4 protein-coding genes are annotated in these 15,109 nt (G+C 71.7%); 2 read left to right on the top strand and 2 right to left on the bottom strand.

Annotated features, from left to right (window positions below):
• Positions 1-143: 143 nt before the first annotated feature.
• Both BMX74_RS03420 and BMX74_RS03425 read left to right on the top strand, forming a co-directional pair.
• Positions 144-6,476, top strand: a complete 6,333-nt coding sequence (locus BMX74_RS03420) for a non-ribosomal peptide synthetase (RefSeq protein ID WP_082534629.1) — start codon at positions 144-146, stop codon at positions 6,474-6,476.
• Positions 6,473-12,709 carry a non-ribosomal peptide synthetase gene (locus BMX74_RS03425; RefSeq protein WP_091098192.1) on the top strand — a complete coding sequence of 2,079 codons (6,237 nt, stop codon included), beginning with the start codon at positions 6,473-6,475 and terminating at the stop codon, positions 12,707-12,709. The genes BMX74_RS03420 and BMX74_RS03425 overlap by 4 nt, the downstream gene beginning before the upstream one ends.
• 16 nt (positions 12,710-12,725) lie before the next feature.
• Here the strand turns inward: BMX74_RS03425 and BMX74_RS03430 are convergent, their stop codons facing one another.
• The gene (locus tag BMX74_RS03430) at positions 12,726-13,736 is read right to left on the bottom strand and encodes a MupA/Atu3671 family FMN-dependent luciferase-like monooxygenase (RefSeq protein ID WP_055501578.1); all 1,011 of its coding nucleotides are present in this window, start codon (positions 13,734-13,736) and stop codon (positions 12,726-12,728) included.
• 5 nt (positions 13,737-13,741) lie between these two features.
• Positions 13,742-14,971: a cytochrome P450 gene (locus tag BMX74_RS03435; RefSeq protein ID WP_091098195.1), complete on the bottom strand. Its 1,230-nt coding sequence runs from the start codon at positions 14,969-14,971 to the stop codon at positions 13,742-13,744.
• Positions 14,972-15,109: the final 138 nt, after the last annotated feature.

Below are 15,109 nucleotides of genomic sequence, written 5' to 3' on the forward strand. Positions count from 1 at the left end.
TAGTCATCTAAAGTAGCTGATTGCGTGGGAATGGCGTGATATGTTCTCGACTCGAGTGCTTACGGGGGCAGGCGTTCACGGGGTTCGTCCGCGTTCGGGGCTCGGCTACGAGGGTGAGACTCCGCCTCTGAGGAGACGCATCGGTGACGTCTGTCGATTGTCTGATATTTCCTGCTTCATTCGCTCAGCGGCGAATTTGGCTGGTTGAGCAGCTCATTTCGGGAACGGCCGCCTACCATATTCCTTTTGCCGTTCGTCTCCGTGGAAAGCTGGATACTCACGCTTTGCGGGCGGCCATTCAGACGGTCGTTCAGCGCCATGACGCGCTGCGCACCACGGTGGTCCAGCTCGACGACGAGATCGTGCAGCTCGTTCAGCCGTCGGTCGAGCTGTCCGTGCCGCTGATCGAGACGGACGAGGCCGGCCTTCCCCGCGTCCTCACCGAGCAGACCGCCGCTCTGTTCGACCTCGAACGCGGCCCGCTGCTGCGGGTCGCGATCCTCCGGCTCGGGCCGCACGACCACCTGCTCGTGGTCACCATGCACCATCTGGTCTCGGACGTGTGGTCCTGCGGAGTCTTCGTCACGGAAGTGTCGGACCTCTACCGTCGGGCCGTCGCCGCCGCCCCGCCGGAACCCCCTGCCCTCGACGACGACGAGTCCCGGCTGCAATACCCCGACTTCGCGCTCTGGCAGCAGGAGCAGCTGGACCCGGAACTGATCGCGCGGCTCGGCGCGTTCTGGCGTGAGCGGCTCGCCGGGGCGCCCGACCTCCTCGACCTGCGCGCGGACCGGCCGCGGCCGCCGGTGCAGACGCTCGCGGGAGCGGCCGAGGCCATCCGGTTGTCACCGCAGGCGTCGGCCGGCGTCGACGCCCTGTGCCGCCGGGCCGGCGTGACGCCGTTCATGGTGATGCTCGCGGCGTTCCAAGTGGTCCTGTGGCAGCGCTCCGGCCAGGACGACCTCGTGGTGGGCACCGGCGTGTCCACCCGGGCGCCGGGCACCGAGGACGTCATCGGCCCGTTCGTGAACACGGTGCTCCTGCGTACCTCGCTGGCCGGCGCTCCCACCTTCGAAGAGCTGCTCGGAAGGGTGAGAGCCACGACGCTGGCCGCGCTGGAGCATCAGGACCTCCCGTTCGAGGTGCTGGTCGACGAGTTACGCCCGGAGCGTGCACTCAGCCACAACCCGCTGGCGCAGGTCATGCTCATCGTCCAGAACGCGCCGCTGCCCGACCCGAGCCTGCCCGGGCTGGACGTCGAGCGCCTCGACGTGCCGCGTACCGCGACCCAGCTCGACCTGAACGTGCAACTGTGGCGGGACGGCGACCATTACCGGGGCTTCGCCGAATACAGCACGGACCTGTTCGACCCGGACACCGTGCGAGGTCTGATCGGCCGGCTCGAACAGGTCGTGATCCGGGCGACGTCGCGGCCGAGATGCCCGATCGGGGAGCTCGGCCTGCTCGGCGAGGAGGAACGGCGTCTCGTCCTCGGCGTGTGGAACGACACCACCCACCCGGTGGGCGCCTTCTCCGAGTCGCTGGCCCGCCAGGTCGCCGCCACGCCGGACAGCGTGGCCGTGGAGTCCGACGGGCTCACGCTCACGTACCGCGAACTGGACGTCCGCGTCGACCGGCTGGCGCGCCTGCTCCACGAGCGGGGCCTGGGCCCTGACAGGCTCGCTGCGGTGATCATCCCTCCGTCGGTGGATCTGCTGGTGTCCTTGCTGGCGGTGTGGCGGGCGGGAGGGGCATACCTCCCCATCGATCCGGAGTATCCGCACGAACGTATCGTGTTCATGCTCGCCGACGCCCGGCCGTCGCTGGTGCTCACGTCGAGCGGCACGCGCGTCCCCGGGGGGACGCCCACGCTGTTCGTGGACGAGACGGACGCCGCCGGGACGGGGCGCGAGCTCGACCTCCCCGAGCCGTCGCCCCAGGCCGCCGCCTACGTCATCTACACCTCCGGCTCGACCGGCACGCCGAAAGGCGTGGTCGTCACCCGTGGCGCCGTCTCGAACTTCCTGGCGGCCATGCGCGCACGCTTCCCCCTGGCCCAGGGTGACCGGGTCCCCTGGGTGACCACGGTGGGTTTCGACATGGCCGTCCTGGAGATGTACCTGCCGCTGATCAGCGGCGCGAGCGTCCACGTCGTCCCCCCGCGGGTGGTGCGCGACCCCGCGGCGCTCGCCGGTCTGCTGCGGCGGAGCGGGGTACCGACCATGCAGGCGACACCGTCGCTGTGGCGGTCCGTGCTGGGGGCCGGCCCCGATGTGATCGACGGCCTGCGCGTGCTGAGCGGTGGTGAGCCGCTGCCGCCTTCCCTCCTGGCCGGCCTGACCGAAGCCGGCGGCGAGGTCACCAACCTGTACGGTCCCACGGAGACCACGGTCTGGTCCGCCATGTCCGAGCCCGGCGGGTCCACCATAGGCCGGCCGATCTGGAACACCCGGGTCTACGTTCTCGACGCGGCGCTGCGCCCGGTGCCGCCCGGCGTGCGCGGCGAGCTGTACATCGCCGGTGACGGCCTGGCCCGGGGCTATCTCGGCCGCCCCGCGCTCACCGCCGAACGCTTCGTCGCCTGCCCGTTCGGCCCCGCCGGCACCCGGATGTACCGGACGGGCGACCTGGCCAGATGGACCGGCCGGGGCGACCTGGAACACCTGGGACGCACGGACGACCAGGTGAAGGTGCGCGGGTTCCGTATCGAGCTCGGCGAGGTCGAGAGCGTGCTCGGCGGGCTGCCCGGGGTGGCGGGGGCGGCGGCGGCGGTACGCGCGTCGCCGTCCGGCGATCCGCGTCTGGTCGCCTACGTGGTTCCGGCGCCCGGCCACGCGCTCGACGTGGTGGAGCTGCGTGCCCGGCTCGCCGCCGTCCTCCCCGCGTACCTGGTGCCCGCTGTGGTGACGCGCGTGGACGCGCTGCCCATGACGCCGAACGGGAAGCTGGACCGCAGGGCGCTGCCCCATCCGGTGGTCCACGTCCCTGGGGGGGCGACTCCGGCCACGGCCGCGGAGCGCATCATGTGTGAGGCGTTCGCCGACGTGCTCGGGACCGCCGGCGCGGGAGCCGACGACGGCTTCTTCGACCTCGGCGGGGACAGCATCCTGGCGATCAGGCTGGTCGGCCGCGCCCGCCGCGCCGGGCTGGCGATCTCGGTGCAGAACGTGTTCCAGCACCAGACCCCGCGGGCCCTGGCCGCCCATGCCGACCCCGTCTCGTCCGCCGGAGAGCTCCGGTCCGGCCCGCTGGCGCCGATCACGCAGGAGCGGATGGGGTGGCTGCGCGCCCGCCATCCCGGGGCGCGGGAGGTGTGGCCGCTCACCCCGCTGCAGCGGGGGCTGGCCTTCCACACCCTCCTCGGCGGGCAGGGACCGGACGTCTACATCGCGCAGACCGTGTGCGACCTCGACGGGCCTCTGGACGTCGCGGCGCTCAGGGCGGCCGCCCACGCGCTGATCGAGCGGCACCCGAATCTCCGCGTGGCGGTCGAGGGCGAGCTGCAGGTCGTCGTCGAGGGGGCGCGCGCCCCCTGGCGTGAGCTGGACCTCAGCGACCTGCCCGAACGCGCCCGTGACGGAGCCGACGATCCCGGCGGACGTGACGACCGGGACGCGCACGACGACGCGGCCCAGCGGGCTCGCCTGGAGGCGCTGCTCATCGAGGAGCGTGCCGAACGCTTCGACCTGGCGGCACCACCACTGCTGCGCTTCGCCCTGGTCAGGCTCGGGCCCGTGGCCCATCGGCTGATCATGACCTTTCACCACCTGCTGCTCGATGGCTGGTCGATGCCGGTGCTCCTGCGCGAGCTGCTGGCGTTGTACGCCGGTGCGGAACTGCCAGAGGCCACACCTTACGAGAGCTACCTGCGGTGGCTGCTCGCGAGGGACGAGACCGCTTCGCTCGCGGTGTGGCGGCGGGCGCTGGAAGGAGCGGAGCCGACCCGGCTGGCCCGGGCGGACTCCTCGGCCGCGGCGACGCCGGAGCGGATCGAGGCGGTGCTGCCGGAACTCGGCGACCTGCTGCACGAGCACGGCGTGACGGTGAGCACCGTGCTGCGCGGCGCCTGGGCGGCTACGCTGAGGCACCTTCTCGGACGCGACGACGTGATGTTCGGCGCCACGGTGTCCGGGAGGCCTCCTGAGATCCCCGGCGTCGAGCACATGGTGGGGCTGTTCATCAACACCGTGCCCGTACGGGCCGTTCTCCGGCCTGGCCGCTCACTGCTGGACAACCTGCTCGACCTGCAGCGGCGGTACGGCGAGCTGGCCGGGCACGAGCACGTCGGGCTGACCGCGACCGGCGGGGAGGAGCTGTTCGACACGCTGCTGGTCGTGGAGAACTACCCCATGCCAGGCGGCGAGGCCGGACCACTGGCGGTACGGCGGGCCGAGATCCACGACGCCACCCACTACCCGGTGGAGCTGCTGGCGACGACAGGAGGGACCGACGGGCCGCGACTGGTGCTGCGGTTCCGGCCCGACGCGGTGAAGCGGGAACGCGCGGACTGGATCATCGCCTGCGTGCTGCGGTTCGTCCAGGCGCTGGCCGCGAACCCTCGGCAGGCGCTCGGGCTGGTCGATCTGCCCGGCCGCCCGGCGGTGGAACAGGTCGACGCCGAGCCCGTCGTCCCCGACCTGACGTTGCACCGGCTGTTCGAGGAGCGTGCGGCGGCGCAGCCGGGTGCGGTGGCCGTGGTGGACGGACCGCGCACCGTGACGTACGGCGAGCTGGACGCGCGGGCGAACCGGCTGGCCAGGACGCTGGTCGAGCGTGGAGCCCGCCCCGAGCGGTTCGTCGCGGTGGTGCTGCCGCCGTCGATCGAACTGGTGGTCGCCATGCTGGGCGTGGTCAAGGCAGGCGCGGCGTACGTGCCGATCGACCCGGAGTATCCGGCCGAGCGGCGCGCGCTGATCCTGGGTGACACGCGGCCGGTGGCCGTGATCGACAGCGTGGACCAGGTTCCGGGCGACGGTGAGCCGACCGCCCCCGAGGTCGGGGTGCGGCCGGGAAACCTCGCTTACGTGATCTACACCTCCGGCTCCGCCGGCCGGCCCAAGGGCGTCGAGATTCCGCACGGCAACGTCGTCCGTCTCTTCCAGGCGACGCGTCCGGACTTCGCCTTCGTGCCCGAGGACGTCTGGACGCTCTTCCACTCCAGCGCCTTCGACTTCTCGGTGTGGGAGATCTGGGGCGCCCTGCTGCACGGCGCTCGCCTGGTCGTGGTGCCGAGAAGGGTCGCGCGCTCGCCGGAGGACTTCCTGGCGCTGCTGGCCCGCGAGCACGTCACCGTGCTCAACCAGACACCGTCGGCCTTCGCCAGGCTGGTCGCGCTCGCCGACGGCACGCCGCTCGACCTGCGCCTGGTCATCTTCGGGGGAGAGGCGCTCGACCCGCGGCGGCTGGCGGGATGGTTCGAGCGGCACGGCGACAGCAGACCTGTCCTGGTCAACATGTACGGGATCACCGAGACCACCGTGCACGTCACCACGATGCCGCTCGATCGGGCCAGCACGGGAAGCGTGATCGGACACGGCCTGGCCGATCTGCGGGTGCACGTCCTGGACACGGCGTTGCGGCCGGTGCCCGCGGGTGTGCCGGGAGAGGTCTACGTGGCCGGACCGGGCCTCGCCCGCGGTTACCTCGGCCGCTCCGGGCTGAGCGCGGAACGGTTCGTCGCCGACCCCTACGGCCCGCGGGGCTCACGGATGTACCGCTCGGGTGACCTCGTGCTGAGACGTGACGACGGCACGCTCGAGTACCTCGGACGGGCCGACGACCAGGTGAAGATCCGCGGCTACCGGGTGGAGACCGGCGAGGTCGAGGCGGCGGCGCTACGGCACCCGGCGGTGTCGGACGTCGCGGTCGTCAAACGTGGCGACGCGCTCGTGGCCTACGTCGTCGCTCGTGGGCGGGGCACGGACGGCGGGGGACAGGTGGTCCCCGCGCTGCGCGAGCACCTGCGCGCGACGCTGCCCGGCCACATGGTGCCCGGCGCCGTCGTGCTCATGGACGCCCTCCCGATGACCGGCAACGGCAAGCTGGACCGGGCGGCGCTGCCCGCTCCCGGCGACCCGCGCCCCGCCGCTCCGCACGTCGCGCCCCGCACGGACCTGGAGAGCCTGCTGGCCGAGGTCCTGGGCACCGTGCTCGGGGTGGAGAAGGTGGGCGTGGACGACAGCTTCTTCGACCTGGGCGGGCAGTCCCTGCTGGCCTTGAACCTGGTGTCGGCGCTGCGCGAGGCGCACGGGCTCGACCTGCCGGTCCATGTCCTGTTCGAAACGCCCACCGTGGCGGGTCTGGCCGCGTATCTCGGTGACCGCCCGGCGCAGGACGCGGAGACGGCCGTGATCGAACGACTGCCTCGGGGCGGTCTGGAGGCGGCCGAGGCGGCGCGGCTGTTCGACGATCTCAGCCTGGACGAGCTCGAAGAACTCATCGGGGACGACAGCGGGAGAGAGGGCGATAGAAGATGACAGGTCAGGGCGGCGGGCTCAGCGTGTTCCCCTTGTCGTCGATCCAGCGCCAGTTCTGGCTGATGTCCCAGCTGGACGGCCCCACACCCGCCCACACCATCTCGGTGGCGCTCAGGCTCGTCGGTGATCTGCGCGTCGACGCGCTGCGTGCCTGCGTGGGCGACCTGGTCGACAGGCACGAGACGCTCAGAACCGTGATCAGGACCAGGCAGGGTGAGCCCCTGCAGCTCGTGCTGCCGCGCCAGAGCGTCGACGTGCCGGTCACCGACCTGACCGGGCGGAGCGCGGCCGAGGTCGAGACGTACTGCGTCGAGATCGTGAACCGCCCCTTCGACCTGGCCCGCGGCCCCCTCCTGCGGGCCGAACTGGTCAGATCGGGCCCGGCCGAGCACGTCCTGGTGTTCGCGCTGCACCACATCGCCGGCGACATGTGGTCCCTGGGCGTCCTGACCAAGGAACTGAGCGCGCTGTACGAGGCCCGCCTGACAGGAACGGAGCCCGCGCTGCCGCCGCTGGGACTCGCCTACGGGGACTACGCCACCTGGCAGCGTGACCTGCTGGCCGGCCCCGCCATGGGCCCGCTGGTCGACTACTGGCGGGCGGCCCTGGACGGAGCGCCCGAACTGCTCACGCTGCCGTGGGACCGGCCGCGCCCGGTCCGGCAGTCGGGGCGTGGCGAGCGGGTGCCGCTGCGCGTCACCGCGCCGGTCGGCGACCTGTGCAGGCGGGCGGGCGCCACGCCGTACATGGTGTTCCTGGCGGCGTTCGCGGTCCTGCTCGGCCGGCAGGCGGGACAGGACGACGTGACGATAGCGACGGCCGTCGCCAACCGCGGCCGCCAGACCGAGTCGCTGGTCGGCTGCCTGCTCAACCTGCTGGTGATGCGGGCACGGCTCGACGGTTCGGCCACCTTCCTGGACTTGCTGGCCCAGGTGCGCACGACGGTACTCGAGGCGTTCGAGCACAAGGACATGCCTTTCGACAGGCTCGTCGAGGAGCTGGCCCCACGCCGGGCGGCCGGTCACAACCCGCTGGCCCAGGCGATGCTCGTGGTCCACAACGCCGACGTGCCCGCCCCGAGCCTCACCGGGCTGTCGGCGAGCGTCGTGGACCTCCCGCTGACCAGCACCCAGCTCGACCTGAACGTGCAGCTGTGGGAGAGGGACGGGCAGTTCACCGGTTTTCTGGAGTGGGACGCCGACCTGTTCGACAGGGAGACGATGCTGCTGCTGGCCGACCAGTTCACCTGCCTGGTGGACCGCGCCGTGGCCGACCCCGGCCGGCCCGTCGCCGCCCTCGATCCGCTCGGCGAGCAGGAGCGCGAGCGGATCGTGACCGAGTGGAGCGGCAGCGCCCGCGCGCTGTCGCCGGCCACGATTCCCGAGCTCTTCTCCCAGGTGGTGGCGGAGAAGCCGGACCAGATCGCGGTCACCTGCGGCGCGCGATCCTTCACCTACGCCGAGCTGGGGGCCCGGGTGAGCGCGACGGCCGGGTGGCTGGCCGAGCGCGGGGTCGGACCCGAGAGCCGGGTCGTGGTGACGCTGCCCAAGTCCGTGGACCTCGTCGTGGCCATGCTGGGGGTGCTCAAGGCCGGAGGCGTGTACGTCCCCGTCGACCCGGCCTACCCGGAGTCGCGGCAGGTCCAGCTCATGGACGACGCGCGGCCCGACCTCGTGCTCGAGGCGCTCGACCCGGCGGGCGGCGACTGGCCCGAGATCCCGCCGTCTCCGGGCGGCATCGCCTACATCATCTACACCTCGGGATCCAGCGGGACGCCCAAAGGCGTCGCGGTCACCCACGAGGCTGTGGTCAACATGGTGCTCGACTACGTCGACCGGCTGGAGGTCTCCGGCGACAGCGTGCTGCTGCAGGTCGTCTCGGCCAACTTCGACGTGTCGGTGGCGGACGTCCTCATCGCGCTGCTCGGCGGGGCCAGGCTGGTGCTCAGGGAGGGCGAGGGGCCCTTCGCGGGGGAGGAGGTCGCGGACGTGCTGGCCGCCGAAGCCGTCACGCACTGCATGATGCCGCCCACCCTGCTGGCCACGCTTCCCGAACGCGACCTGCCCGCGCTGCGCCATCTCGTCGTCGGCGGCGAGGTCTGCCCGCCGGGGCTCGCGACCAGGTGGGCGCGGGGCCGCGCCCTGCACAACGCCTACGGGCCCACCGAGACGGCGGTCATGGTGGCGATGGGACCGCTGCCTGGGACGCGCTCGACGCCCCCGCTCGGCCGCACCAGTGCCAACGTCCGGGCGTACGTCCTGGACGACCGGCTGCGGCCGGTGCCCGTCGGCGTCACCGGCGAACTGTACCTGGGCGGGGTGCAACTGGCCCGCGGCTACTGGGACCGGCCGGGGCCGACCGCGGAACGCTTCGTCGCCGACCCCTTCGGGCGGCCTGGCGAGCGGCTCTACCGCACCGGCGACCTGGTCCGCTGGTGCGCCGACGGCTCGCTGTCCTTCGCCGGGCGGGCCGACCGCCAGCTCAAGGTGCAGGGGCTGCGGGTCGAGCCCGGCGAGATCGAGGCGGCGCTGTGCGGGCACCCCGACGTGGAGCACGCCGCGGTGACGCTGTTCGACAACGGCCCGGGAGACCGGCGGCTGGTGGGGTACGTCGTCCCGGAGGTCCCCGACGACGTGCGCGATCACCTGTCCAGGCTGCTGCCGGGTCACATGGTGCCCGCCCACTTCGTGGCGCTGGCGGACCTGCCGATGACGGCCAACGGCAAGGTCGATCACGCCGCGCTGCCCGAGCCCGACCTGACCGCCCCTGGCCCCGCCGCCGACCCGTCGCCGGGCAGCGCCCATGAGGAGATCATGGCCGGGATCTTCGCGGAGACCCTGGGCCTCGCCCGGGTCGGCAGGAACGACAACTTCTTCGAGCTGGGCGGCCACTCGCTGCTCGCCACCCGCCTGATCAGCCGGGTGCGGTCGGTGCTCGGCGTGGAGCTGTCGATCAGGGATCTGATGGACCGGCCCACGATCGCCGGTCTCGCGGGCGCCGCGCTCCGCGCCGACGTCGGCCGGCCGCTGCTGCGCGTGGCCGAGCGGCCCGAGGTCGTGCCGCTGTCCCTGGCCCAGACGAGGCTCTGGTTCCTCAACCGGCTGGAGGGCATGTCGGCGGCGTACAACATGCCGACCACGCTCAGGCTCACCGGCGATCTCGACCCGGACGCCCTCGCGGAGGCGATCGGCGACCTGGTACGGCGGCACGAGGTCCTGCGGACGACCTTCCCCGAGACGGCGGGCGTGCCCCGGCAGGAGGTGGCCGCCGAGCCGTCCTTCCCCTTCGAGGTCACCGAGATCAGCGAGGAGCGGCTGGCCGAGGCGGTGGGGGCGGCGTCCGCGATCGGCTTCGACCTCACCAGCGAGCCGCCCATCCGCGTCCACCTGTTCGTGCTGGCGCCGGACGTACACGTGCTCCTGGTCGTCGTCCACCACATCGCGGGCGACGCGTGGTCCATGGCCCCGCTCGCGCGGGACGTGGCCACCGCCTATGACGCCAGGCGCGCGGGACGGCCGGTGGTCTGGCAGTCCGAGCCCGTGCAGTACGCCGACTACGCCCTGTGGCAGCGGGACCTGCTGGGCGACGCCGACGACCCCGGCAGCCCGATGGCCCGCCAGCTCGACCACTGGAAGTCGGCGCTGGCCGGTCTCCCCGAGGAGATCGAACTGCCGATGGACCGGCCGCGTTCCGCGGTGGCCAGCTACCTGGGCGACTCGGTCACCTTCACGTTGCCCGCGCCGCTGCACGCCGATCTGCTCGCGCTGGCCCGCCGCAGCCAGGTCACGCTGTTCATGGTCCTGCAGGCCGGGTTCGCGACGCTGCTGACCAGACTGGGAGCCGGCACCGACCTGCCGATCGGGACGCCCGTCGCCGGCCGCACCGACGACGCGCTGGAAGGCGCGGTCGGGTTCTTCGTCAACACGCTGGTCCTGCGGACCGACACCTCGGGCGACCCGAGCTTCGCCGACCTGCTCGCACGGGTTCGGGAGGCGGATCTGTCCGCGTTCGCCAACCAGGACCTCCCGTTCGACCGCCTGGTGGAGGAGCTGCAGCCGTCCCGGTCGCTGGCCAGGCACCCGCTGTTCCAGGTCATGATCATCCAGCAGAACGCGGGCGGCGCCGAGCTGGACATCCCGGGCCTGACGATCGACGTCGAGACCGGGGCGTTCAACGTCGCCAACTTCGACCTGTCGGTGGAGTTCGTGGAGCGGCGGAACGCGGCGGGCGAGCCCGACGGCATCCAGGCCACTCTGGAGTTCAGCGTCGACCTGCTGGACCGGGGGACCGCGGAGCGGTGGAGCGCCTGGCTCGTCCGGCTGCTCGCGGCGGTCGCGGCCGATCCCGGGCGCCCGATCGGCGATCACGAGCTCCTCGGCGAGCACGAGCGCGCCCAGCTCCTGGTGCACTGGAACCGGACGGACGGCCCGATCCCGGACGAGCGCGTCCACCGCCTGATCGAGGCCAGGGCGCGCCTGACCCCTGACGCCATCGCGGTCGAGCACGGGACGGAACGACTCACCTACCATCGGCTCAACGCCCTGGCCAACCGGCTGGCCAGAAGACTGCGGGAGACGGGCGCCGGACCGGAGTCGCTGATCGGCATCTGCGCGCCGCCCTCGCCGGGGTTCGTGGCCGCGTTCCTCGCCGTGCTCAAGGCCGGCGCGGCGGCGCTCCCGCTGGACCCGGCCCAGCCGCAGGGACGGCTGGCCGCGATCACGGGCGCGGCCGGCGCGGAGGTCGTGCTCACCGTGACCGAGCACGCGGGACGATTCCCCGGCCGGCATCTGCTGCTGCTCGACGGCGACTGGCCGGACGGGCCGGACGGCGATCTCGACGTGCCGGTCCACCCGCTCAACCTGGCCGCCGTCTTCCACACCTCGGGATCGACCGGCGAGCCCAAGGGTGCCATGTTCGTCCACGAGGCGCTCACCAACTACACGCTCGCGATGATCGACGAGTTCGCGCTGACCTGCGACGACCGCATCCTGCAGCTCGCCTCGATCGGGTTCGACGTGGTGCTGGAGGAACTGCTGCCGACGCTGGCCGCCGGGGCCACGGTCGTGCTGCCGGTGGGCGACGTGCTGACCGGCGAGGTGGACCTGGCCAGGTACCTGGCCGACGAGGCCGTGACCGGGCTGGAGCTGCCGACCGCGTACTGGCACGAATGGGTGCGTTCACTGGCCGCCGCCGGCGCCAAGGCACCGGGAACGCTGCGGTTCGTCGCCATCGCGGGCGAGCGGGTCCTGCCTGCCAGGCTGCAGGAATGGCAGCAGCTCGGGACCGATCTGATCCACGTCTACGGGCTGACCGAGGTCACCTGCACCTCCACCGCGCACCTGCTGCCCGCCGGGGCGCCGGCGCCCGCCGGGCTGCCGATCGGCAGGCCCCTGCGCAACACCCGTCTGTACGTGCTCGACGAGCGGCTGCGCCCGGTGCCTCCCGGGGTGACGGGCGAGCTGTACGCGGGCGGGGCCGGGCTCGACCGTGGCTACCTGCGCAGGCCCGCCCTGACTGCCGCCCGGTTCGTGGCCGACCCGTTCGGCCCCCCTGGCGCCAGGCTCTACCGGACCGGCGACCTGGTGCGCTGGCTGGCCGACGGGTCGCTGGAGTTCGTCGGCAGGACGGACCACCAGGTCAAGATCCGCGGCTACCGGGTCGAGCTGGGCGAGATCGAGTCGGCGCTGGCCCAGCACCCCGCGGTCCGGCACGTGGTGGCGATGGTCCGCGAGGACCGGCCGGGCGACAAGACCCTCGTGGCGTACGTGACCACCCAGGGCGACGTGGACGCGGCCGGCCTGCGGAGCTTCGCGGCCCAGCTCCTGCCCGCCTACATGGTGCCGTCCGTGATCATGCTGGTGGAGCGCTTCCCTCTGAACGCCAACGGCAAGGTCGACAGGGCCGCGCTGCCCGCGCCGCGGCAGGACGAGTCCCGGGTCGTCGCAGCCCGCACGCCGGTGGAAGAGCGCCTGGTCGCTCTCGTCGGCGAGGTGCTCGGCGTGCCCGTGCTCGGGGTGCACGACGGGTTCTTCGACCTGGGCGGGCATTCGCTGCTGGTCATGCGGCTGGCCTCGCTCGTCCGCGAGGAACTGGGCGTGGACCTGCCGTTGCGTGTCTACTTCGAGTCGCCGACCGTGGCCGAGCTGGCTCTTCGAGTCGTCCAGGCCCAGGCGGAGCGGATGGGCGAGGACGAACTCGAGAGGCTGCTGGCCGAGTTGGAGGCCGGGGGCTGACGCCGGGGCGGCGAGGTCAGGCCGCGAGCTTCGCGAGCTCGGCGAGCAGGGGCAGACCCGTCATGACCTCCTCGTAGGACTCGACGAAGTCGATCAGGCAGGAGATCTCGTCGACCCCGGCCTGCGCGGCCTGCTCGACCACGGCCGCGCAGCCGGCCGGGTCGCCGATGAGCGCGCCGGACATGTAACGCCCGGCCGCGTGCTCCAGCATGATGTCCCAGTCCTCTTCCGTCAGGTGCTGTTCCGGGATCTGCCTGGCGGGCATGCTGGCCCGCAGGTTCGCCGCCGACCTGAGGTAGCGCTTGAGCGGCGGCTTGGCCGTGGCCCGTGCCCGCTCGCGGTCGCGGCCGAGGAAGGTGTGGAGCATCAGGGCGACGCGGCCGGGCTGTCCGGTGGCGTCCATGGACGCCACCCGGTAGCGGCGCACCAGCTCGGCCAGTTCGCCGTAGGTCTGGCCGACGAGGTGGGTGAGCAGCCCGGCGCCCATCCGCCCGGCCAGTTCGGCGGTGGCGGGCGTGCCGGCTGAGGTCATCCAGATCGGCAGCTCCGCCTGCAGCGGCCGGGGGAACGTCTGGACCTTCTCCTCGCCGAACGGCACGCTCTCGCCCCGCCACAGCCGCCGGACCTCGTCCACGGCCCCTTCGAGCATGCTCTTGCGCCGCTCGTAGTTCTCCGGCGCCAGCACGAAGTCGTTGCGCTGCCAGCCGGAGGCGAAGGAGATCTCGACCCGGCCGCCCGAGAGGTTGTCCACCACGGACCATTCCTCGGCGACCCTGGCCACGTGCTGGAGCGGCAGCACGACGCTGCCCGCCCTGATGCCCACGCGGGACGTCGTGGTGGCCAGTGCGGCGCCCAGTACGGCGGGGTTGGGATAGAGGCCGCCGAAAGGATGGAAATGGCGCTCAGGGATCCACACGGCGCTGAATCCGGCCTGGTCGGCGTACCTGGCGGCGTCGAGCAGGAGTTTGTACTTCTCGGACGAGGTGCTGTCCCCGGTGGCGGAGAAGAAGGACAGGCTGAATTGCATGTCACTCAACCCTTCATTGTGTATCGGATGGGTAGGTTTTTCACTCCGCCGACGAACAGGGTCTCGCTCCACACCGGCTTTCCTGCCAGCTCCAGGTGCGGCACGCGGCCGAACAGCTCGGTCAGCAGCAGGCGCAGCTCCAGACGGGCCAGATTGGCCCCGAGACAATGGTGCACGCCGAATCCGAAAGCGACGTGCTTTCCTGTGGCGCGGGTGACGTCGAACGCCTCGGGATTCTCGAACTGTCGCTCGTCGCGGTTGGCGGAGAAGTAGGAGAGCATGACCGCCTCACCGGTCGCGATCTTGGTTCCGCGTATTTCGGTGTCCTGCTGCGCCGTTCTCATGAAGTGTCTGATCGGCGTGGTCCAGCGAAAGATCTCCTCGATCGCGGTCGGCAGCCTTTCCGGTTCCCTGCGCAGCAGTTCGAGCTGTTCAGGATGTTCCAGCAGGGCGAGCAGCCCGCCGGCGAGCGCGGCGCTCGTCGTGTCGTGCCCGGCGGTCAGCGCCATGACGTAATAGGCGATCTGATCGGTGAATTCCATCGGCCGGCCCTCTGTCCGCCCGTTGGCGATGACCGAGGCGAGGTCGTCGGACGGGCACGCCTGGCGTTCCTCGGTCAGCCGGGCGAAATACTCCGCGTATTCGAGGATGGTTTCATGGATCGTGCCGGGATCGTCGCCGATCAGCATGCCGGGATTTTCTTCGCCGAACAGCTCCTGGGTCAGCCTGAGCATTTTCGGGTAATCGTCCTGGGGCAACCCGAGCGTCGCCATGATGACCCGTAGCGGATAGGGGAGTGCCACCTCGGCGGCGAAGTCGCACTCCCCGCCGAGCGCGGCCAGTCGATCCACCGCGCGCACGGCCTGGGCCGCCACCTCCTCCTCCAGCCGCCGCAGTCCGCGCAGGGTGAACCAGCCGGCCGTCACCGCCCGGTGCCGCCGGTGGTCCTGGCCGTCCTTGTGCACGAGCGTGGACAGCTCACGGCCCGTACGCTGCAGGTCGTCGAGCCAGTCGGGCTGCAGCATCGGCCGGGGATGGTTGGTGAAGCGCGTCGCGTCGCGTTCGACGGCGATGACGTCGTCGTGCCGGGTGACAAGCCAGAAAGGGTGGTAGCCCGGCTGCTCGACCAGGGCTACGGGCGAGGTGCGCCGGCACTCGGCCAGTTTCGCGGCCACCTGGTGCGGATCCGACCAGGCTGACGGATCGGCGGTGACGTGTCCTGCCGTAGTTGTCATGAGAGGTTTATAGCGGATTACGTGCTGCCGGGGACAAGGGTGAAGTACCCCTTGACAGGAAAAACGGGAAAAGACCTACCAATGTCGGGATGTGTTAGATATGGTCCCGTTCTGATGCGGATGGGCCTGGCACGGGGA

Source organism: Nonomuraea pusilla (assembly GCF_900109355.1).
GTDB classification, from domain to species: domain Bacteria; phylum Actinomycetota; class Actinomycetes; order Streptosporangiales; family Streptosporangiaceae; genus Nonomuraea; species Nonomuraea pusilla.